This is a genomic window from Acidovorax sp. 107 (assembly GCF_003058055.1).
In the GTDB taxonomy this organism is placed as follows: domain Bacteria; phylum Pseudomonadota; class Gammaproteobacteria; order Burkholderiales; family Burkholderiaceae_C; genus Acidovorax.
On sequence record NZ_QBTZ01000001.1, the window covers coordinates 2,268,532 to 2,290,199 of the forward strand.

Below are 21,668 nucleotides of genomic sequence, written 5' to 3' on the forward strand. Positions count from 1 at the left end.
CTTTTGTATGATGCAGCCGATGAACTGGGATGACGTACAGGTGTTCTTGGCCATTGCCCGGCACGGCACGCTGGGTGCGGCAGGCCGCGCGCTCAAGCAAAGCCAGCCCACCATGGGCCGCAGGCTGAAGGCCCTGGAGCTTTCTCTGGGCCACACCCTGTTCCAGCGAACGTCAGAGGGTTTCGTGTTGACCGACGAGGGCGCTGCCGTCCTGAGCCACGCCGAGGGCATGGAGGCGCAGGCGCTGTCGTTCTCCCGGCAACTGGACGGTGCCGACCAACAACTGGAAGGCGGCCTGCGGGTATCGACCTCCGACTGGTTTGGTCTGCATGTGCTGACGCCGCTCTGTGCAGCGTTTACCAACGAACACCCCCGGGTCACGATCGAATTGCTGACCGATGCGCGCCTGTTCAGCCTGGCACGCCGCGAGGCCGATCTGGTGGCACGCATCGTTCCCTTTGACGAGCCCGATGTCATACAGCGTCGGCTGATGCATGTGCCCTACGCGCTGTACAAGCAGCGTGGTGCAGACATGCCCACGGACGATGCGGACGTTCGCCTCATCACGATGGACCTGGGCTTCAGCGAGATGCCCGATGCCGCGTGGTTGCGCGAGGCCTTTCCGTCGGCGCGCATCGCTTTCCGCAGCAACAACCGGCACGTGCAGGCCATGGCCTGCGCATCTGGGGCGGGCCTGGCCGTGCTGCCCTGCCCCCTGGGGGATTCACACCCGGGACTGCAAAGGCTGGAGGGCGCCAGTTCACCGCCTGGGCGTGACGTCTGGCTGGGTTACCACCGGGATTTGCGCAGGCTGCCCAGGCTGCACGCACTGGTCGATTGGCTCATGCAAAGCCTCCATCCGGACCTCCATGAGGAGACGGTAAAGGGCTGACGACGAAGCGCGAAGCCAACGTGCCCGGTGGTACAAGGCGAGCCGGACACCCGTCCTGGCAAGGCGGTGAAGGCAGGCTGCTTGGGGCCGCGCGGCGGGCCTCACCACGCACCGTGCCCCGGGTGGGGCCCATAGCTGCAGTGCGCAGGCCCAGCGCCTCTCTGGCCGAGGCCCGGGTTCCGCATCAGGCCCCCCGGTCGCTGTCGATCCCCGTGCCGCCGCCCGGCTGCATGGCCTGCCTCACCATATCGGGCGTGAGCGTGGGAACAAAACTCTCGATGAAGTGGTACGCATACCCGCGCAGCCACGCGCCGCGCCGCAGGCCAAGGCGGGTGAGATTGACCTCGAACAGATGGCCCGCATCGATGAGGCGCAGGTGCCGGTCACGGTCTTCATCGACCGCGATGGAGGCCACAATGCCCACGCCCATGTCCAGTTCCACATAGGTCTTGATCACATCCGCGTCCATAGCGGTGAGCACGATGTCCGGCGCCAGGCCCGCGCGAGCGAAGGCGGTGTCGATGTGGGCACGACCGGTGTAGCCCAGCTCGTAAGTGATGATGGGGTGCTCTGCCAGTTGCTCCAGCGTCACGGGGCCCGGGCTGGCCAGCAGCGGGTGGCCCGGGGGCACCACGATGCTGTGCGTCCAGCGGTAGCACGGCAGGGTGACCAGGGCTTCATAACCGGCCAGCGCCTCGGTGGCCACGCCGATGTCGGCCTCGCCAGACAGCAGCATCTCGGCCACCTGGCGCGGCGAGCCCTGGTGCAGGTGCAGCGATACCTGCGGGAACAACGCCCGAAAGTCGCGCACCACCTGGGGCAGCGCATACCGCGCCTGCGAATGCGTGGCCGCCACCGACAGGCGCCCCTGTGCGCTGTCGCTGAAGTCCTGGCCGGCGCGCCTGAGGTTGTCGGCCTCCAGCAGCAGGCGCTCTACCGTGGGCAACAGCACTTCGCCGGGCGGTGTCAGGCCCGTGAGGCGCTTGCCCGCCCGCACAAAAATCTCCACGCCCAGCTCTTCTTCCAGCTCGCGGATCTGGCGGCTCACCCCGGGTTGAGAGGTGTGCAGGATGTGGGCCACTTCGGTCAGGTTGAAGCCCCGCCGCACGGTTTCGCGCACAGAGCGCAGTTGCTGAAAGTTCATGAATGAAAAGCCGCTCCCCAATGTCCACGTGACTGCCTCCTGTCACGGCCCATGATGGCGACGGCCCATGCGGCCAGAAGCCATAGGGCCCATGAGGCAGAGGGCTCGCAGATACTATGTTTTTGATAGCATAAAGCGCATATTTCACTAGCGCATCAGTCACTTTTCTTTGGATTTCTGCCAAACAGGCGCCTCACATGCCCCGTTGGGACAGGTCGGGCACGTAGCGGTCCGCCTGGATGTCGGGCGACAGGCCGTGGGTGATGACCTCGTCGGTGATGGGCAGGAACTGCGCGTTCCACTGCTCCCACGCCGTGCGCAGGCGCTCAAACACATCGGGGTGCTTGTGGCGCAGGTTGGCGCGCTCCAGCGAGTCAGCTTCCACGTCGAACAGAAACTCGTTGTCGTTGATGCGCAGGTACTTGAAGCGGCCCTCGCGCACAGCGCGCTGGCGCTGCGACTTGTAGCGCCAGAACAGCGTGCGCGGGTGTGCGGGCGCGTCGCCCAGCAGCACGGGCAGGATGTTCTCGCCATCGGGCAGGTAGTCGGCATCGGGCGCCACGCCCGCAGCGGCCAACAGCGTGGGCAGCCAGTCCATGGTGGCGGTGACCTGCTCGCTCACCTGCGGGGCAATGCGCGCGGGCCAGCGCAGCAGCGTAGGCACGCGGATGCCGCCTTCGAGCAACTCGGTCTTCTGGCCGGTGAAGGGCCAGGTCTTGGAAAAGCGCTCGCCGCCGTTGTCGCTGGTGAACACCACGATGGTGTTGTCGGCCAGGCCTTGCGCCTTTAGGGCGCCCAGCACCTGGCCCACGGCCTTGTCGAGCGAGCGCACCATGCGCGCATAGGTGGCCAAGTTGCCGCCGTCGTAGTGAAACAGGTCCTTCAGGCCCAGCGAAATCTCTTCGTCCTCCGGACCCACCCAGGGCCAGTGCGGCGCGGTGAAGTGCAGCGACAAAAAGAACGGCTGGGCCGCGCTGCGCTCGCCGATCCAGCGCGTGGCCTCGTCGGCCAGCAGCTGGGTGTAGTAGCCCACGCGCTCCACCGGCACTTCGCCTTCGTACAAATCGCGCGCCACGGCATCGCCCACGCCGGGTTTGTGGGTGAAGTAATCAATGGCACCGCCGTAGTTGCCAAAGAAGCGGTCGTAGCCACTTTTGAGCGGGCCGAACGTGGGCAGGCTGCCCAGGTGCCACTTGCCAATCAGCGCCGTGTCATAGCCCGCGTCGCGCAGCAGCGAGGGCAGCGTGGGGTGCTCGGGCGGCAGGCCATGCACATGGGCCTTGCGCACCAGGGGTTCTTCCAGGCCGCCACGCAGGCGGTACTGGTAGCGCCCGGTGATCAGCGCAAACCGCGTGGCCGAGCACACGGCCGAGTTGGCATAGGCCTGCGTGAAGCGCACGCCCTCGCCCGCCAGCGTATCGAGGTGCGGCGTGGCGAAGTCGGCCTGGCCGTACACGCTCAGGTCGGCCCAGCCCAGGTCGTCGGCCAGGATGAAGACGATGTTGGGCGCTTGTGTGGAAGCGGAGGCGGCGGTGCTCATGCCGCCCCCTTGGCCTTGCCAGCGGCATCGGTCTCGCGCCACTGCTTGTCGAGCTTGAGGTCCTTCACAGCCTGCTGCACGAAGGCGGGCTGGAACCAGGCCTTCACATCAAAGGTCTGGCGGATCAGCCCCAGTTTGACGCCGTCATCCAGCACGCCCTGGTAACCGGCGATGAAGCCCTCATCCAGCAGCGGCGAGTAGCGCGCTTTGAGGTTGTCGCCTGCCAGCTCCTCGCGGAACGACAGCTCGGGGTTGCCGCTGTTGTCGGCGTAGAGCTTGATGAGCGCTTCGCGGTTGCTCTCTTGCGAAGACCAGTGGGCGGCGCGCACCAACTGGGTCACCAGGCGCTGGGTGAGCTGCGGGTTCTGCGTGGCGAAGTCCTCGGTGGCCAGAATGCCGGAGTTGATGGTGTAGTCGGGCCCCCGGCCCTTGGTGCTCAGCGCAATCTGCGCGCCCTGCGCCTTGAGCAGGAACAGGTCCGAGCCGCCAAACGTGGCATCGATCTGCCCGGCCACCACGGCGGCCTTGGACGTGGGCCAGTCCATGTTGATGAGTTTGACGTCCTTTTCGGTCAGGCCCGCTGCGGCCAGCAGGTTGTCGAATGTGCGCTGGTAGGCCGTACCCTTGAGCACCGTGACCTTCTTGCCCTTGAGGTCGGCCACCGTCTTGATGCTCACGCCCGGCGCCGTGGCCAGGTAGCTGTTGCTGCCCCGCCCCGTGGCCGCAACGAAGCGGGTGGGCAGGCCGCGCGCGCGGCCGATGACTGCAGCCAGGTCGCCCAGCGAGACGATGTCGATCTGCTTGGCCGACAGCGCCTCGTGCACGGCCGGGCCTGCGCCACGAAAGAAGTTCCACTCGATCTTGATGCCGTCCTTGGCAAATTCATCTTCGAGCCACTTGTTGGCCTGCAGCACCGCAAACACGCTGCCGCCCGGCGAGGGCTTGCCGGCCGTGCCCAGGTCGGGCGAGCCGATGCGGATGACCTTGGCAGGCGACTGGGCGCGCAGCACCAGAGGGGCGGCCAATGTGGCAGCGCCAGCCACCAGCAGCGAGCGGCGGGTGGAGAAAACGGAGGAGTTCTTTTGTGTCATGGGAATCTCGGGAATCAGAAAAGGGAGAACAAAAAATCAAACGGCAAACTGCCATTGCGCGGCAGGCGCCAACTGCTCGCCACGTTTGAGCGGTGGCTCGGCCAGGTCAGCCGCCGGGTGGCCGGAAAACTCGCGCAGCACGCTGTCCTTGATGGCGGTAAACGCATGCGAGGTGCGCTCGCGCGGATGGGGCAGTCCCACCGGCACGGTGCGGCGGATGCGGCCGGGGCGCGGCTCCATCACCACCACGCGGTCGCCCAGGTACACGGCCTCTTCCACGTCGTGGGTCACCAAAATCATGGTGATGCCCTCTTGCTGCCAGATGCGGTGCAGCTCCTGCTGCAGGTGGGCGCGGGTCATGGCGTCGAGTGCGCCAAAGGGCTCGTCCAGCAGCAGGATGTCGGGCCGGTTGACCAGCGCCCGCGCAATCGCCACGCGCTGCGACATGCCGCCCGAGAGCTGGTGCGGGTAGGCCGTTTCAAACCCCTGCAGCCCCACCAGCGCAATGTGCTCGTGCACGGTGGCGCGCTGCTGGCCTTCGGTCAGGCTGGAGTTGAGCAGGCCCAGCGCCACGTTCTTCTCGACCGTGAGCCAGGGGAACAGGCGGTGCTCCTGGAACACGATGCCCCGGTTCAGGCTGGTGCCCACAATGCGCTGGCCGTTGAGCAGGATCTCGCCCTGGTAGTCGCCCTCCAGGCCAATCACCAGCCGCAGCAGCGTGGACTTGCCGCAGCCGCTCGACCCGACGATGCTCACGAATTCACCAGGCTCGATGGTGAGGTGGATGTCCTGCAGCACGGGCAGGGCTTCGCCCTTGACCTCGTACTGCTTGTTCAGGCCGCGAATGGCCAGGGTACCGGCGTGTGCCATGGTGTATTCCTTTTCAAATGACGTTGTTCTCAGCAATGGCCCTCAACTGGCGCGGCCCAGGCCAGTGCCCCCGGGGAGCTGGCTTTGCCAGGCCCCTGGGAGCGTCCCCCTGAGGGGGATGGCGCGCAGCGCCTCAGGGGGCTCAATACCTTGCGATCGTGCTGTCGCGCCAAGCCAGCAGGCGCTTTTCCAGCGCGGCCAGCAGCGCGTTCAGGGCGAAGCCCACCAGGCCCACCACCACCACGCCAAACAGCACCAGATCCATCCAGAAGTGCTCGCGCCCGTCGATGAGCGTGTTGCCAATGCCCTTGCCCGAGGCCAGCAGGTATTCGGCCCCCAGCGTGGCCAGCCAGCTGTAGATGAGCGACAGTTGGATGCCGGTGAACAGCGAGGGTGCCGCCGCTGGCGCCACCACGCGGCGCAGCGTTTGCCACACGCTGAACTCGTACACGCGGGCCACCTCCAGGTATTCGCGCGGCACGCTGCGCAGGCCCTCCAGCGTGTTGAGCACCACGGGGAAGAACGCCGCCATTGCAACGAACGCGATCTTTGCGGCATCGCCCAGGCCAAACCACATCGACAGCATCGGAATCCACGCAAACAGCGAGATCTGTTTGAGCGTGTGGAAGGTGGGCCCCACCAGCCGCTCGGCCCAGCGCGACCAGCCCAGCAGCGCCCCCATCGCCAGCCCGATGCTGGAGCCGATCACAAACCCCCAGGCCATGCGCCACAGGCTGGCCGACAAGGCCACCCACAGTTCACCACTGACGACCTGGCCCACGCCGCGCTGCCACACGGCCAGCGGCGACACCAGCAGAGGCGAATCGGACGCGCCCGAGGCCACCGCCGCCCACCACACGGCCAAGATCAACACGGGCAGCACCCAGCCCCGCAGGCGTGGAGGCACTTTGTGGAACAGGTTGCGTTGCACGTTCACAGAAGACATTTGCACACCCCTTTCACAGCCCCGGCTTGCGCCAGCGCAGCAGCCACGCCTCGGACACGGCCAGCAGCTTGTCGATCACAAAACCCACGATGCCCACTGCCAGCACGGCGGCCAGCACCACGTCCAGCTGAAAGAGCTGGCGGCCATAGACGATGAGGAACCCGATGCCCTCGGACGATGCCAGCAGCTCCACCACCACCAGCGCCAGCCAGGCATGGGTGAGCCCATAGCGCACGCCGTTCCAGATGGGCGCCGTGGCTGCCGGAAACACCACCTTGCGCAGCATCTGCCAGCGGGTAAAGCCGTACACGCGCGCCACCTCCACCAGCCGGTTGGGCACGTTCTGGATGCCCTGGCAGGTGTTGATGGCTACGGGCACCAGCGCGGCCTTGGCGATGAGCAGAAACTTCAATGCCTCATCAATGCCCACCACCAGAATCAGCAGCGGAAGCCAGCCGATCACCGGCACCTGGCTGAACGCCTTGAACAGCGGAAACACGTAGTCGCGGAAGGTGGGCGAAAGGCCCATGGCACCGCCCAGCAGCAGACCGAGCGACAGGCCAATGCCAAAGCCCGCAAACACGCGGACCATGCTGATGCGCAGGTGGTCCCACAGCTCGCCACTGGCCAGCAGCTCGCCAAACACCTTGAACACGGCGGCGGGCGGCGGCAGCACCTGCTCGGGCGCCCAGCCCCAGATGGCCGAGAGCTGCCACAGTGCCAACACGGCCAGCGGAAAAGGCCAAGCCCAGAGCGAGCGCCCTGCCCAGGTCCAGGAAGCCTTAGTTCTTGCCGCTGCAACGCGGCGCGCGGGCAAGTCCGGCCGCGGCTCCAACGGGTGCGTGGGGCTGGCAGGCCCGGCCGCGTTCAGTGCGGGTATCGCCATCTTTTGCATGTCCTTTCGGGTGGAAGAAGTGCTACCGCAGAGGACTGAGCGGGTAACTTCAATAACAACCAAAAGAAATGTAAAAGACGTTTGTTATAAAAATAAATAGTTAATACTCATATGCAATGACAAAGATGTTTGCGGCATGAGCAGCGGTGCAGACGTTATGAGCGGGGCCAGACGCAGGCACAAAAAAACCCGCCGGGCACTGGGTGCCGGCGGGTTGCAAAGGGCGGTTTTCACCAGCCCGGTCCCCCTACCTAGGATTCCATGCTGCTGACGCAGCGCCCGACTAGGGCGCGGCTGCCAAGTCCCCGTTGGCGCCATACACGGGCCAGTAGGCCTCCAGCTTCAGTTCCTTGAGTGCGGCATTCAGGTAGCGGCGGTCAAACCAGCTGTCGATCTCGGGCTTCTTGCGGATCAGCTTGAGCTTGAACGCCTCGTCGGCCGCGTCCTTGTAGCGCGCTACCAGAAACGGGTCGAGCAGCGGCGACAGGCGCACACGCAGCGGCTGACCGATGAAGTCTTCACGCCACACCTTCTCGGGGTACTCGGCCTTGCCCCACTGCGCAAACAGCTCGGCACGGCGGTTTTCGTCGGAGTACCTGTGCGCGTACTGCACCACGGTCTTGACCACACGCTCCACGGCCTTGGGGTGGCGGGCGGCGAAGTCGTCGGTCACCAGCAGCGCGGTCTGGCGGGTGTACTTGTACGAGTCTTCGGCGGCCGACCACACCACCTTGGCCAGCCCCTGGTCGCGCAGCTTGAAGAAGCCCACGTAGCCAAAGGCAGCGTCAATGTCCTTGCTGACCAGTGCGGCCTCGGCACTGGGAAGGTCCAGGTTCACCAGTTTCACATCGCGCTCGGTCAGCCCCTTGTCGGCCAGCGCACGCACGGCAGCCAGGTGCAGGTTGGTGCCCTTGAACACCGCCACCTTGCGGCCCTTGAGGTCTTCCAGGCGGCGGATGTTGGAATCAGGCGACACCGCCAGGTAGAGCCCGCCGCGCACGCCACTGCCGAGGATGATCCTGGTCTTCACGTCGCTCGCGCGGTGCACGATGGACGGCAGGTCGCCCTGCCATGCAAAGTCCAGCTGCTTGTTGACCAGCGCCTCGTTCACGGCAGGGCCTGCGCCCTTGAAGAAAGTCCACTGCACTTTCACGCCGTCTTTCTTGAACTCCTCTTCCAGTGCGCTGTCGGTGTAGGCCAGCGCAGCCGAGGTACCGCCATGGCGCACGGGGTCGCTGCCTACGCCGCCGGTGGCAATGCCGATGCGGATCACCTTCAGCGGCTCTGCCGTCTGCGCAGCGGCGCTGCCCGCCCACAGGCCCAGCGCCAAGGCAGCGCCTGCTGCGGTCAAGGCCTTGCGGCGGGTTGCATTCCAGGATGTTTTTGTCATGGGTATAGCTCTTTCGTAGGGGTTGCGTTGGAACGGTGCGCGGGCCATGCCCTGCACCTGTCAAACCCCACTCTAGGCACGCCCGGCAATGCGGCCAACGACCGAAAACAGATATCCAAATGCGCAAGCGCCCTGCCCGTGCGCATGGCTGCAGCGCCTGTTTTTCCAACTATCGATATGCGAACTGCTTCGTTGGTGTGCAGCGCTTGCAGTGTCCCAATGACATGGCCGTTCTCTTTCAACCACCCTCGTTTCAGAAAGCAGCACCATGTCCAAGATCAACGATTTGCACCCCACCTTCACCCGCTTTGCAGTGGAGCCCTACACCCCCACCATCGGCGCCGTCATCCACGACCTGGACCTGCGCCAGCCGCTGGATGCCACCACGCAGGCCGAGCTGCGCCAGGCACTGGCCGTGCACGAGGTGCTGTTCTTCCGCGACCAGCACATCACGCCGCAGCAGCAGGTGGACTTCACCCGCAGCTTTGGCAACGTGGCGGAGGTCAAGGCGTTCTTCCCCCGGCTGGAGAACCACCCCGAGATCGAGATCGTGGAGAGCACGGCCGAGCGCCCAAAGGCATCGAGCAACTGGCACGCCGACATCACCTGGCGCGAGCAGCCACCGCTGGGAACCAGCCTGTATGCGCAGGTGATTCCGGCCAGCGGCGGCGACACGCTGTGGGCCAGCCTCACCGCTGCCTACGCCAGCCTGCCGCCCGCGTTCCAGGCCTACCTGGAGACGCTGACGGCCGTACACACCTGGGAGATCAGCGGCTGGACCGAGTACCTGCTGCGCAAGGACGCCAGCGGCGATGAGCTGAAGGCCGCCCGCGCCAAGTACCCGCCGGTGGAACACCCTGTGGTGCGCGTGCACCCGGTCACGGGCAAGAAGGTGCTGTATGTGAACTCCACCTTCACCAGCCACATCAAGGGCCTGTCGCGCGTGGAGAGCGATGCCCTGCTGACCCAGCTGTTCGCCTTGCCCCAGGTGCCCGAGTTCCAGGCCCGCCTGCGTTGGGCACCGGGCACGCTGGCGGTATGGGACAACCGCTCCACCCAGCATTACGCGGTGGGCGACTTCTTCCCGCAGCACCGCAAGCTGCATCGCATCACTATCACTGAGTAACCCCCGAGAGATAGCCCCCTGAGTCGCCTTCGGCGCCCCCCCCCAGGGGGACGCACCCAGTGGCCCGGCGAAGCCGGTTCCACGGGTGCACTCGCCTGGGCCGCGCCAGTCTCGCGAGCTGCGTGCCCATTCAACAGCCGTTTTAAAAATACCTATGACCCAACCCGACACATTCAGAAAACTGCGCCTCGGCGCCTTCATCATGGCCACGGGCCACCACATTGCCGCGTGGCGCCACCCCGATTCGCAGGCCAATGCGGGCGTCAACATCGACCACTACATCGAACTGGCGCAGACCGCAGAGCGCGGCCTGTTCGACCAGGTGTTTGTGGCCGACAGCCCAGGGGTGTGGCACAAGGGCGACCGCGAGTCCTTCAGCCGCCAGGGGCGCCTCTCGCACTTCGAGCCCGTCACGCTGTGGGCCGCGCTGTCGGCCGTCACCAAGCACATCGGCTTTGTGGCCACGGCCTCCACCACCTACGAAGACCCCTACCTGCTGGCACGCAAATTCGCGTCGCTCGACCACATCAGCAAGGGCCGCGCCGCCTGGAACGTGGTGACCACCAGTGCCGAGAACGTGCACGGCAACTTTGGTCTGGACACCCACCCCGACCCCGCCGTGCGGTATGAGCGCGCCCACGAGTTTGTGGACGTGGTCAAGGGCCTGTGGGACAGCTTTGACGACGACGCTTTCCGCCGCGACAAGGCCAGCGGCGTGTACTTTGACCCCAACAAGCTGCACACGCTCAACCACATCGGCAAGCACCTGAAGGTGCAGGGGCCGCTCAACATCGAGCGCTCGCCCCAGGGCCACCCGGTCATCGTGCAGGCGGGCTCGTCCGAAGACGGCAAGGAGCTGGCTGCCGCCACGGCCGAAGCCATCTTCACCGCCTGGACCAGCCTGGCCGAAGCCCAGGCTTTCTACAAGGACGTGAAAGGCCGCATGGCCAAGTACGGCCGCTACCCCGATGAGCTGCTGGTGCTGCCTGGTATCTCCCCGGTCATCGGTCGTACCGAGGAAGAAGCCCAGGCGAAGTGGGCCGAGCTGCAGGCGCTGATCCACCCCAGCGTGGGCCTGGCCACGCTGGCCCCCTTCTGGCCTGGCGAAGACCTCACGCAATGGAACCTGGACGCACCGCCGCCCTACATCCCCGAGCCACCCAAGGGCATCAACAGCCGCGCGCATGTGGTGCTGCAGCTGGCCCGCCGCGAGAATTACACCGTGCGCCAGCTGTACGAATACCTGGCGGGCGCGCGCGGCCACTGGGTGGTGGTGGGCACGCCACAAACGATTGCCGACCGCATGCAGGAATGGTTTGAGAACGGCGCGGCCGATGGCTTCAACGTGATGCCGCCCGTGCTGCCCCAGTCCCTGAACGAGTTTGTGGACCTGGTGGTGCCCGAGCTGCAGCGCCGCGGCCTGTTCCGCACCGCGTACGAAGGCACCACGCTGCGGGAGAACCTGGGCTTGGCACGCCCTGCCAGCAGGTACGCCACACCCCTCGCCAAGGCGGCCTGAGCCCTTAGGCCCACCGCGTCATGCCCCACCCCACAGCGCAGCCGGATTGGGGTGTCCCGGCGGGCGCGGTGCGCCGGCTTTGACGCGGCGCATGGGCAGATCGGTCACGAGACGCTTTAACGCAGCCCCCCGGGACGCGGGCTGAAAACCATGCGGCACCACCAGCACATCGGTACGGGCTTCGCGCAAGATGCGTTGCGCCACGCTCTCGAACAGCCAATCCACCCACGGGGAAGCGGGATGCTTGCCCACCACAATCAGGTCGGCCCCAGCGCTTTGCTGCGCCACCAGCACCTGCCGCGCCGGATCGCCGCGCCCGATGGACGATGACAGCCGATTGCGCCGCGCGTCGTACGAATCGGTGAGCGTGAACATCCTGTCTTGCGCATGGCGCCTGCACTGCTCGCGATAGATCTGAATGGCGCGCTCTGACACTTCGGCATACCGCAGCTTGCCCTCATTGGCGGTGCTAACGGCATGGAACAGTTCCACGCGTGCGTGGGGGTGGAGTGCCAGGCCCAGCTCTACCAATCGGTGCGATACCAGCGAAAAGTCCACCGCCACCAACAGGCTCTGGTAGGTCTGGTCCGCCGCGTTGCGCACCACGACCACGGGGCGCTGGCAGGCACGCAGCACCTGCAGGGCGGGGTGCGCGCCCCACCAGGCCCGCAGCCCCCGCTGCGGTGCCGTGCCCCACACCACCAGGTCGTGCGCGGCTGCCGCACGGGCGATGTCTGCCACCGTGTAGTACACGCGTGTTACTGCCTGCACGGCCATCTGGTGGCGCTGCCGCAGCTGGAGCGCATGGTGCGACAGACGCACAGCCACATCGGGGGGAGGCACCTCGCCAGGTTGGGCGAGATACACCAGCTGCAACGCAGCCCGATGCTCTGCGCCCAGCAACGCCGCGCGTGCCAGCGCGTGCCCTCCCAGTTCAGAAAAATCGGTGACGACGAGGATGGAGCGAGGGGTCATGGTGGTACGTCCTTCTGTGGTGAACAACGCGCACTCCTCCAACGGCTGCCAATGCCATTGGCGCCGGTCTGGTGGGAAGTGATCTGGTGGTACGGCCCGCAGCGGGCCGGAATGCGGAGGCGACTAGGTGAGGTAGTCGCCCGTGGCCTCGGGCTGGTACTGGATGCTCTCGATGGTGGCTGCGCACTCTTCGCCGTGCGGCGTTTGCCACTTGGCCACATCTCCCGCCCGCAGGCCTAGCAGGCTGATGCCCACCGGCGACAGCACCGAGATGAAGCCCGCCGCAGGCTCGGCGTCCTGCGGGTAGCACAGGGTCAGCACCTGGCGCCTGTGGGTGTACTGGTCCACCAGCTCGACGCGCGAATTCATGGTGACCACGTCCGCCTGTACGTTGCGCGGACTGGTGATGTCTGCGTTGGCCAGCAGGTCATCGAGCAAGGGCGCCAGCCGGTTGCCGACCAGTTTGGTCAGGCGCGAATAGTCCAGATCGGTGAGCGTGCGCTCGCCAGGGGCCACAACTGCATGCATACAAAGCACTCCATCGAATGCGGCCGTGCCCCGTGGGGACAAGACGGCCGCTACCGCGCTTGGCTGGTGCCCGGCGGTGGATGGTTGCGCTACAAGGGATGAGGAGAGAGGGTGCCGCCGGGCTCAGGAATGTGCTGGCGTCAGCTGACGACGCACGTTCTTCTTGGCCACCGCTCGCGCGCAGGCCGCTGCATGGGGCAGCGCAGCCAGGGCGTTGAAAGGGCAAACCAGAAGGGTCGTCATGGCCCCGAGTGTAGGCAACATGCGCGGGTTGGTGGGCAATAGCCCCAGGGTTCTTGCCAGATACCCGGCCGACTGAGCGTTTGATCCTTGTCGCGGTGCAGGGGCCATCGCGCACATTACGTCGGCTCTGCGGCCCCCGCGCCGCGCTCTCAGGCAGCTTGCGGCAGGTAGCTGGGGCGCGTGCCTGTCATCGCGAGCTTGACGTGCTGCGTAAGCTCATCGGCCAGCACCTCGTCCGCACCTGCTTCCAGGCCATCCAGCGCACACCGCACGATCTGAACCGGGCTGGTCTTGGGTACATCGAAGCCGCGCGTGAGGTCGGTGTCCACATACGCCATGTGCAGCCCCAAGACCTGCGTTTTTTGCGCTGCCAGCTCGTGCCGCAGTGCATTGGTCAGCGACCAGGCGGCAGACTTGCTGGCCGAGTACGCAGCCAGCTCACCGCCATTCACCCACGACGCCACCGACAGCACGTTGAGCAGCGCCCCGCCCCCGTTGGCCTGCAGCACAGGCGCAAAGGCTTTGCTGACGCGCAGCACGCCAAAGACATTGGTCTCAAAAATGCGGCGCATCACCTCTTCGCTGTCGGCCGCCATGAAGCCGCCAGGCTGGGCGATGCCCGCGTTGTTGATGACCAAGGTCACATCGGACGCCAGCGCTGCAGCCGCTGCGACGTCTTCGGGGTTGTTGACGTCCAGGCGCAGGGCCTGCACGCCGGGTTGCGGGGTGATGGTGGATGGGTCACGCGCAGCGGCGTAGACCTTGCGCGCACCACGTGCGAGCAGCTCGCGGACAAAAGCCAGGCCAATGCCGCGATTGGCACCGGTGACGAGGACAACAGCGTTTTCGATCTTCATGGGAATCTCCAGGGGTGGGTTGGGAATGGACAGTGAGGTGCGGGTCAAACGTGCCGGGGATCAATGCGCAGCGAGCAATCGGTGGGTGCGGGTAGCCGCCAGCGAACAGCTCAGCGCACCTTGACCACGACCTTGCCCTTGGCGCGGCCGGTGTCCACGTAGGCAATGGCTTCGTTGGTGGCGTCAAAGGCAAACACCTTGTCGATCACCGGGCGGATGGCCCCGGCGTTGATCAGGCGTGTGATCTCTTGCAGCTGGCTGCCCTGTGCCCGCATGAACAGGAACCCGTAGCCGATGCCCAGCGCCCGAGCGCGGCGCCGGGTGCCTGCGCTCAACAGACGGAACACCAACCGCAAAAAGCCGGGGGCACGAATGGATTCGCCAAATGTGGGGTCTGGCGGGCCCGAGACAGAGACGAGTTGGCCGCCGCGCTGGAGCACGCGCAGGGACTTGGCCAGCGCCTTGCCGTCCTGGCTGTGCAGCACCATGTCGTAGTCGCGCAGCACGTCTTCAAAGTCCTGCTGGCGGTAGTCGATGACCACATCGGCGCCCAGGCTTCGCACCAGTGCGGCATTGCCCGCGCTGGCGGTGGTGGCCACGGTGGCGCCCAGGTGCTTGGCCAGCTGGATGGCGATGCTGCCCAGCCCGCCCGAGCCCGCCTGGATGAAGACCTTCTGCCCTTTTTTGACCTGGGCCTTCTCGACCAGGGCCTGCCAGGCCGTCAGGGCCACCAGCGGGATCGAAGCCGCCTCTTCCATGGTCAGGCTGCGGGGCTTGAGGGCCAGCGAAGACTCCTTGACCGCGATGAGTTCCGCAAAGGTGCCGATGTGAAAGTCGTCCGCCCGGGCATAGACCTCGTCGCCGGGTTGGAACTGCCGCACGCGCGGCCCCACGCGCACCACCACGCCCGCCACGTCGTGCCCCAGGATGAGCGGCATCTTGTAGGGCAGGATGAGCTTGAACTCACCGTCCCGGATCTTGGCGTCGAGCGGATTGACGCCCGCTGCATGCACCTCCACCAGCACTTCGTCGTCGCGCAAAGAGGGCGCAGGAACGTCGGCGGGCCTGAGCGCGCCCTTCTTGGCGTAACGATCCAGAACAAACGCTTTCATGGGACGTCCTTTGCGGCGGGAGCCTGAAGAGGCCCCCCATGGTTAGAAGGGCTGGATTCGATAATTCGAATGATAAACATCATATAAAAAGACAAAAAAATGCGTGCCACCGCACGAAGATCACAATCGAGAACAGCGCCTGGTGAGTGGTTTTGCGTCAGGCCGCTTCCGCAGGCAACAGGTGCTTGAGCGCGGCCTCGCGCAGGCTGTCGGACAGCGCAGCATCGTCCACCGCCCGGGCAAGCACCAGGGCGCCCACCATGGTGGACAGGGTGACGAGCGCCTGCTCATGGATCTCTGGCTGGCCCCACTGCGGCGACTGGCGCGCAATCAGGTCCACCATTTCCTTGATGTGCCGGGTGGAGACCCGCCGCACTTCGGGCGACTGGCGCGAGGTTTCAGAGCCCAGCGCGGCCAGGGGGCAACCGGTTTCCACGCTTTCGACATGCTGGCGCGAGAGATAGGCCTTGAGCACGGTGGCCATCGCCTGCGAGGCGGGCTCCCCCGCCACGGCGCCGGCCACAGTGGCCACAGACTGGGCACAGGCCTGCGTGGCCGCTTCGGCCAGCATGGCCTCGCGGGACTCGAAGTGCGCATAGAAGCCGCCATGCGTCAGGCCCGCCTCCTTCATGATGTCTGCCACCCCGGTGCCGTGGTAGCCGTTGCGACGGATCGCCCGCGCGGCCACCGACACGATGCGCTCGTGGGTCGCCTCCTTGGCAGCGGCTCGGGCACTGGGTTGTTTATTTCGCATGACACGTATCATACGTTTTATCAGGCACACCTGCAAGCGGGCCATATTGCAGCTGCTCCCTGCCAGCCCCGAGCCTGGTCAGCACCAAAAACTCAGGCGTTGTAACAAGGCCTGAGAGGTGAAGTGCGCAGTACGAGCCGCTCTGGCTTGCTGCGAAGTTCGCTACGCTTTCAATAGCAGCCTGCGACCGTCCACAGGGCGCAGGCTGACTATTCAGTTCAAAAATCAGATCACAGCTTGGCGATCGACACCTCGGTGGACTTGACCAGCGCCACCACATCGGAGCCGACGACCAGGCCCAGGTCGTCCACCGAGCGGGTGGTGATGACGGAGGTGACGATGCCCCAGGGGGTTTCGACATCGACCTCGGAGACGACATCGCCGCGAATGATCTCGCGCACTTTGCCCTTGAACTGGTTGCGAACGTTGATGGCTTGGATGGACATGGGGTTCTCCTAAAAAGTCCGTTGAAAGAAAGAAGCGCTGTTAAAAATCGAGAGAGAAAGCGAGAAATTCACACCGCCCAGCGCAGCCCGTGGGCGGGCACGCCGGGCCAGGTGGGTTCGGGGGTGGGCTCCACGTCGGGCTTTTGCAGCACGCGGTCGAGGATGCGTTTTTCAAGCTGCGCAAAGGCCGCCTCGCCGTGCACACGCGGGCGTGGCAGGTCGATGCGCTGGTCCAGCGCGATCTGGCCGTCTTCGATCAGGATCACGCGGTCGGCCAGGGCCACGGCCTCCTGCACGTCGTGGGTGACCAGTAGCGCGGTAAAGCCCGACTGGCGCCACAGGCCTTCGATGAGGCGGTGCATCTCGATGCGGGTAAGCGCATCGAGCGCACCCAGGGGTTCGTCCAGCAGCAAGAGGCGTGGGTTGTGCACCAGCGCACGCGCCAGGGCCACACGCTGGCGCTGGCCGCCCGACAGGCGCGCGGGCCACTCGCCCAGCCGGTCGCCCAGACCCACGCGGGCCAGCACATCGGCCGCTGCCCCACGCTGCGCGGGCGGCAGGCCCAGGGCCACGTTGTCCTGCACACGCTTCCAGGGCAGCAGGCGCGCGTCCTGGAACATGATGCGGGTGCTGCTGCTCAGGCCGTCCACCGGGTCACCGTCGATACGGATGGCACCGCCCGACACCGATTCCAGCCCCGCCACCAGGCGCAGCAGCGTGCTTTTGCCGCAGCCGCTGCGGCCCACGATGGCGACGAACTCGCCGGGCTCGATGACCAGTTCGGCCTTCTGGAGCACGTCGCGTGTGCCATAGCGTTTGTCTACGCCGCGCACTTCCAGGCGCACACCCTGGTGCTGCTGTTGTGGTGAGAAATTTGCAGTCAAAATGGCCTCCTGCGCCTGTCCATAAAGCGCTAGCAGCTATAAAAATGAGAGTAATCGGGCGCGGTGGCTGCACTGGGCGCGACCCAACGCCAGGGACGCCGCGCAAGGGCCGCCCCGCCGCGCTGGCGTCGTCCCCCTTCCCGTAGCGCGCAGCGCGTAGAGAGAAGGGGGAAGCCGCGCAGCGGCTCAGGGGGATGCATATCCTGGATGCCAGCGCAGCCAGTAGCGCTCCAGCCCTTTGGCAAACACGTCGGCCAGCTTGCCCAGCAACGCGTAGAGCAGGATGCCCACGAGCACGATGTCGGTCTGCAGAAACTCCCGCGCATTCATCGTGAGGTAGCCAATGCCCGCCTGCGCCGAGATGGTCTCGGCCACGATCAGGATCACCCACATCAGCCCCAGCGAAAACCGCAGCCCCACCAGGATGCTGGAGAGCGCCCCGGGCAGGATGATTTGCTTGTAGAGCTGCCAGCGGCCCAGGCCATAGGTGCGGCCCATTTCGATCAGCCCCGGGTCCACATTGCGGATGCCGTGGAAGGTGTTGAGGTAGATCGGGAAGAACACCGACACGCTGATGAGGAACAGCTTGGCCGACTCGTCAATGCCAAACCACAGGATCACGAGCGGGATGAGCGCCAGCGCGGGGATGTTGCGCACCATCTGGATGGTGGAGTCGAGCAGCGTCTCGAACAGCTTGATGGAGCCTGTGAGCAGGCCCAGCAGCAGCCCCAGGCCGCCGCCAATCGCCAGCCCGGCCAGTGCACGGCCCGCGCTGACCTTGACGTGGGTCCACAGCTCGCCCGAGGCGGCCAGGGTCCAGGCGGCCTTGACGACCTCCAGCGGCGCAGGCAACACGCGGGTGGACAGCCAGCCTTGTGACGAGGCGATCTGCCACAGCACGATGAGGCCCACGGGCACGGCCCAGGGCAGCAGGCGCTGCGCAATGTGCCTGGCAAAGCGCACGACGGGTGCGGGCAGCAAGGGCCCTTCGATGGGCAGGTCCACTGCGTCGGCCAGCGGGGATACCTGCAGTTCTCTGAGGGTCTGTGTCATGGGACTGGTTCCGTTAGGGGTTCAGGGTCAGCTTTGCGACGCACGTGGCACAAAGTCGTTGGCCACGGTTTCGCCAAACGGGCCCAGGGGGTTGCCAAACAAAGGGTTGCCGCTGGCGAGCTGGTTGCGCAATGGCAAGGGCAGCAGCGGGAACACCAGCTCGGCAAAGCGATACGCCTCGTCCAGGTGCGGGTAGCCCGACAGCACAAAGGTTTCCAGCCCCAGCGCGGCGTATTCCTCGATGCGTGCGGCCACCGTTTGCGGGTCGCCCACCAGGGCCGTGCCCGCACCGCCGCGCACCAGGCCCACACCCGCCCACAGGTTGGGGCTGATCTCCAGGTCTTGGCGGCTTCGTTTGGCGCCACCGGCGTGCAGCGCAGCCATGCGACGCTGGCCTTCGGAATCCATGCGCGCAAACACGGCCTGGGCGCGCACCACGGTGTCGTCATCCACATGGCTGATGAGTTCTTCGGCAGCGGCCCAGGCCTGTGCGTCGGTCTCGCGCACGATGACGTGCAGGCGAATGCCGAACTTCACGGTGCGCCCATGCTTTGCAGCGCGGGCGCGCACGTCTGCCACCTTCTTGGCCACCTCGGCAGGTGGCTCGCCCCAGGTCAGGTAGGTTTCGACCTGCTCGGCTGCCAGGTTGCGCGCGGCGGCAGATGAGCCGCCAAAGTACACCGGCGGGTGCGGCTGCTGCAGCGGCGGAAAGAGCAGCTTGGCGCCCTTCACCGACAGGTGCTGGCCCTCAAAGTCCAGGCTTTCGCCCCGGTGGCTGCGCGCCAGAATTTCGCGCCAGATGCGGATGAACTCGGCCGACTGTTCGTAGCGCGTGGCGTGGTCCAGAAACACGCCGTCGCCCTCCAGCTCGGCCTGGTCGCCACCTGTGACCAGGTTGATGAGCAAGCGCCCGCCCGAGAGCCGGTCGAACGTGGCCGCCATGCGTGCCGCCAGCGCAGGCTGGTGCAGGCCGGGGCGCACCGCCACCAGAAACTTGAGGTTGCGTGTGACGGGCAACAGGCTGGACGCCACCACCCAAGGGTCTTCGCACGAGCGGCCGGTGGGGATGAGCACACCTTCGTAGCCCAGGCTGTCGGCGGCCACGGCCACTTGCTTGAGGTAGTCGTGGTTGAGCTGGCGCGCACCTTTGGAAGTGCCCAGGTAGCGGCTGTCGCCGTGGGTGGGGATGAACCAGAAAATTTTCATGGATGCCTCGGGGTAGGTATTCGATGGACTCAACGAGCGCATGCGGCTCAGGGCCTGGCGCTGACAGCCGCCAGCTCCGCTGCCGCAGGCCGCCACACGATGTCGGCCACGTTCACGGGTTTGGGGATCAGGCCGAGCTTGAAAAACGCATCGGCCACGCGCTGCTGGTCAGCCACGGTGGCGGGCGAGAGCAGGCCCACAGGTGATGAGGGGCGGCGCTGGATGAACAGGCTCACCACACCCGCGTCCAGCCCGCTGAAGGCGGCAATGAGCTTGATCGCGTCCTTGCGCGCCTCTTGCGCCAGGCGGTCGGCGCGGCTGAGTTCGTCAAACAGCACGCGCAGCACCTGCGGGTGGGCCTGCACAAACGGGCGGGCGGCCAGGTAGAACGAGTTGTTGCTGCTGGCCAGGTCGCGCCCCGTGGCCAGCACGCGGGGCTGGATGGCGAGCTCGGTGGCGGCGTAGAACGGGTCCCAGATGGCCCAGGCGTCCACGCTCTTGCGCTCGAACGCTGCGCGGGCATCGGCCGGGGCCAGGTACACGGGCTGGATGTCGGCCCACTGCAGCCCTGCCGTTTCGACTGCGCGCAGCAGCAGGTAGTGGGCGCTACTGCCCTTTTGCACGGCGATGCGTCGGCCTTTGAGATCGGCCAGGGTGCGCAGGGGCGAGTCCTTGAGCACCAGCAGGGCCGAGCTGTCGGGCTTGGGCGGCTCGGCGCCCACATAGAGCAGGTCTTTGCCTGCGGCCTGCGCAAACACGGGCGGCGAGTCGCCGGTCAGGCCAAATTCGAGGCCGCCGACCGACAGCGCTTCAAGCAGTTGCGGCCCAGCCGGGAACTCCAGCCAGCTCACGCGGGTGCCGGGAAAGCGCTTTTCCAGCACGCCCTGCTGCTTGAGGATGACAAGGTTGACGGCGGACTTCTGGTAGCCGATGCGCAGTTGCTCGGGGCCTGGCACGGCCGGGCTTTGTGCGTGGGCGTAGCGGCTCGCCAGCACCCAGTTAAAGGCGGTGACACCCAGCAGTTGCAGCGCGCGGCGGCGCTCGTTGCTCAGGGGAAGGTGGGCCATGGTGACTCCTTTCAGTGCGGTGCTGCCAGGCTCTCAAAGGTCCACCGGCGCGGCGTGCAGCAGGTTGAGCTTTTTGGGGATGAGCTTGAGGTCGAAGAAGGTGTCGGCAATCGCCTGCTGCTCGGCCAGGATCTCGCGCGTGACGGGCGCGGTGCCAAAACGGGCGCGGTTCAGGTACAGCTCGGTGATGGACTTGTCGAGGCCCAGCACGGCCGACAGCTCGGCAGCGGCGGCGTCCTTGTTTTTGGACGCCCAGGTATCGATGGCGTTGACCTCTTCGATCGCGATGCGCAGCACATCGGCGTTCTTGGTGGAGAACTCGCGCGAGGTGAAGTAGTAGGCGCGGTTGTTGACCACACCCGTGGCGTCGGCCAGCAGGCGGGCGTCCAGCGTCTTTTGCGCGGCGGCGAGGAACGGGTCCCAGATGATCCAGGCATCGACTGCGCCGCGCTCAAAGGCAGCCCGCGCGTCGGCCGGGGCCAGAAAGACGGACTGCACGTCGCCGTATTTCAGGCCGTGCTTCTCCAGCAGCTTGACCAGGAAGTACTGCACGTTGGAGCCCTTGTTGTAGGCCACGCGCTTGCCCTTGAGGTCGGCCACGCTGCGGATCGGCGAGTCCTTGGGCACGATCACGGCCTCCAGCGCGGGGCGCGGCACGGTGGCACCGGCGTACACCAGCGGCGCACCCGCAGCTTGGGCAAAGATGGGCGGGGCTTCGCCCACGTCGCCAAAGTCGATGGAGCCGACGTTGAGCGCCTCGAGCTGCACGGGGCCGGCGTTGAATTCGGTCCAGGTCACTTTCACACCCAACGGAGCCAGGCGCTTTTCGAGCGTGCCGCGGCCCTTCAGGATGGAGAGCCAGCCCTTTTGGTGGCCCACGCGCAGCACGCGGGGCGCGCCGGAGGCCTGGGCCCAAGAGGTGGCAGGGAGCGCCGCTGCAGCGGCGGTGGCAGCACTAGTGGCCAGCAGGTGGCGGCGTTGCAGGGAGAAGCGGTTCAGTTCGTTCATGGTGCGGGTTCCAGCAGCAAATCAGGTGGATGGAGCACCGGGCGGGCTGGCAGCAGGCGGCACACCGCCCTGCCCGCGCACCCGGCGCAGCAAAAAGCCAAAAAGAGGGAATGGGAGGAAAA

21 protein-coding genes are annotated in these 21,668 nt (G+C 66.1%); 3 read left to right on the forward strand and 18 right to left on the reverse strand.

What is annotated here, in order from left to right:
• The first annotated feature begins 19 nt into the window (after positions 1-19).
• Positions 20-892: a LysR family transcriptional regulator gene (locus C8C99_RS10650; RefSeq protein ID WP_108625723.1), complete on the forward strand. Its 873-nt coding sequence runs from the start codon at positions 20-22 to the stop codon at positions 890-892.
• 184 nt (positions 893-1,076) lie between these two features.
• Here the strand turns inward: C8C99_RS10650 and C8C99_RS10655 are convergent, their stop codons facing one another.
• The 7 genes from C8C99_RS10655 to C8C99_RS10685 form a co-directional block, all read right to left on the reverse strand.
• On the reverse strand, positions 1,077-2,036 hold the full coding sequence (locus tag C8C99_RS10655; protein ID WP_108625724.1) for a CysB family HTH-type transcriptional regulator: 960 nt from the start codon (positions 2,034-2,036) through the stop codon (positions 1,077-1,079).
• Between the two features lie 193 nt (positions 2,037-2,229).
• Positions 2,230-3,576 (reverse strand): sulfatase, encoded by a 1,347-nt coding sequence (locus tag C8C99_RS10660; RefSeq protein ID WP_056638754.1) that lies wholly within the window; start codon positions 3,574-3,576, stop codon positions 2,230-2,232.
• Positions 3,573-4,667 (reverse strand): ABC transporter substrate-binding protein, encoded by a 1,095-nt coding sequence (locus C8C99_RS10665; RefSeq protein WP_108625725.1) that lies wholly within the window; start codon positions 4,665-4,667, stop codon positions 3,573-3,575. The genes C8C99_RS10660 and C8C99_RS10665 overlap by 4 nt, the downstream gene beginning before the upstream one ends.
• A 36-nt stretch (positions 4,668-4,703) precedes the next feature.
• Positions 4,704-5,537, reverse strand: a complete 834-nt coding sequence (locus tag C8C99_RS10670) for an ABC transporter ATP-binding protein (RefSeq protein WP_108625726.1) — start codon at positions 5,535-5,537, stop codon at positions 4,704-4,706.
• A gap of 142 nt (positions 5,538-5,679) precedes the next feature.
• Positions 5,680-6,483 (reverse strand): ABC transporter permease, encoded by an 804-nt coding sequence (locus C8C99_RS10675; RefSeq protein ID WP_108625727.1) that lies wholly within the window; start codon positions 6,481-6,483, stop codon positions 5,680-5,682.
• A 13-nt stretch (positions 6,484-6,496) separates the two neighbouring features.
• Positions 6,497-7,378: an ABC transporter permease gene (locus C8C99_RS10680; protein WP_108625728.1), complete on the reverse strand. Its 882-nt coding sequence runs from the start codon at positions 7,376-7,378 to the stop codon at positions 6,497-6,499.
• Between the two features lie 283 nt (positions 7,379-7,661).
• A complete protein-coding gene (locus C8C99_RS10685) occupies positions 7,662-8,768 on the reverse strand; it encodes an ABC transporter substrate-binding protein (protein ID WP_108625729.1) in 1,107 nt (368 codons plus the stop codon).
• A 268-nt stretch (positions 8,769-9,036) separates the two neighbouring features.
• Here C8C99_RS10685 and C8C99_RS10690 point away from each other — a divergent pair, with 268 nt between their 5' ends.
• Positions 9,037-9,894, forward strand: a complete 858-nt coding sequence (locus C8C99_RS10690; RefSeq protein ID WP_056638738.1) for a TauD/TfdA family dioxygenase — start codon at positions 9,037-9,039, stop codon at positions 9,892-9,894.
• 154 nt (positions 9,895-10,048) lie between these two features.
• The gene (locus C8C99_RS10695; protein WP_108625730.1) at positions 10,049-11,413 is read left to right on the forward strand and encodes an LLM class flavin-dependent oxidoreductase; all 1,365 of its coding nucleotides are present in this window, start codon (positions 10,049-10,051) and stop codon (positions 11,411-11,413) included.
• Positions 11,414-11,431: 18 nt separating this feature from the next.
• Here C8C99_RS10695 and C8C99_RS10700 read toward each other — a convergent pair whose 3' ends face one another.
• The 11 genes from C8C99_RS10700 to C8C99_RS10755 all read right to left on the reverse strand — a co-directional run bounded on the left by C8C99_RS10700 (position 11,432) and on the right by C8C99_RS10755 (position 21,546).
• On the reverse strand, positions 11,432-12,388 hold the full coding sequence (locus C8C99_RS10700; protein WP_108625731.1) for a universal stress protein: 957 nt from the start codon (positions 12,386-12,388) through the stop codon (positions 11,432-11,434).
• 123 nt (positions 12,389-12,511) lie between these two features.
• A complete protein-coding gene (locus tag C8C99_RS10705; RefSeq protein ID WP_108625732.1) occupies positions 12,512-12,916 on the reverse strand; it encodes a GreA/GreB family elongation factor in 405 nt (134 codons plus the stop codon).
• Positions 12,917-13,308: 392 nt separating this feature from the next.
• The gene (locus C8C99_RS10710; RefSeq protein ID WP_108625733.1) at positions 13,309-14,016 is read right to left on the reverse strand and encodes an SDR family oxidoreductase; all 708 of its coding nucleotides are present in this window, start codon (positions 14,014-14,016) and stop codon (positions 13,309-13,311) included.
• Between the two features lie 110 nt (positions 14,017-14,126).
• Complete coding sequence (locus tag C8C99_RS10715) at positions 14,127-15,128, reverse strand: NADP-dependent oxidoreductase (RefSeq protein ID WP_056638726.1); 1,002 nt, start codon at positions 15,126-15,128, stop codon at positions 14,127-14,129.
• A 157-nt stretch (positions 15,129-15,285) separates the two neighbouring features.
• Positions 15,286-15,894 carry a TetR/AcrR family transcriptional regulator gene (locus C8C99_RS10720; protein ID WP_056638723.1) on the reverse strand — a complete coding sequence of 203 codons (609 nt, stop codon included), beginning with the start codon at positions 15,892-15,894 and terminating at the stop codon, positions 15,286-15,288.
• Positions 15,895-16,112: 218 nt separating this feature from the next.
• Complete coding sequence (locus tag C8C99_RS10725) at positions 16,113-16,328, reverse strand: molybdopterin-binding protein (RefSeq protein ID WP_015013774.1); 216 nt, start codon at positions 16,326-16,328, stop codon at positions 16,113-16,115.
• 68 nt (positions 16,329-16,396) lie between these two features.
• Positions 16,397-17,212 (reverse strand): ATP-binding cassette domain-containing protein, encoded by an 816-nt coding sequence (locus C8C99_RS10730; RefSeq protein ID WP_108625734.1) that lies wholly within the window; start codon positions 17,210-17,212, stop codon positions 16,397-16,399.
• A 186-nt stretch (positions 17,213-17,398) separates the two neighbouring features.
• Entirely contained in the window at positions 17,399-18,265 is an 867-nt protein-coding gene (ssuC, locus tag C8C99_RS10740; protein ID WP_108625735.1) for an aliphatic sulfonate ABC transporter permease SsuC, read from the reverse strand.
• A 27-nt stretch (positions 18,266-18,292) separates the two neighbouring features.
• A complete protein-coding gene (ssuD, locus tag C8C99_RS10745; protein ID WP_108625736.1) occupies positions 18,293-19,471 on the reverse strand; it encodes an FMNH2-dependent alkanesulfonate monooxygenase in 1,179 nt (392 codons plus the stop codon).
• A 47-nt stretch (positions 19,472-19,518) separates the two neighbouring features.
• Positions 19,519-20,538, reverse strand: a complete 1,020-nt coding sequence (locus C8C99_RS10750) for a sulfonate ABC transporter substrate-binding protein (protein ID WP_108625737.1) — start codon at positions 20,536-20,538, stop codon at positions 19,519-19,521.
• A 33-nt stretch (positions 20,539-20,571) separates the two neighbouring features.
• Positions 20,572-21,546, reverse strand: coding sequence for a sulfonate ABC transporter substrate-binding protein (locus C8C99_RS10755; RefSeq protein WP_056638713.1), 975 nt, complete (start codon positions 21,544-21,546; stop codon positions 20,572-20,574).
• Between the last annotated feature and the right edge of the window lie 122 nt (positions 21,547-21,668).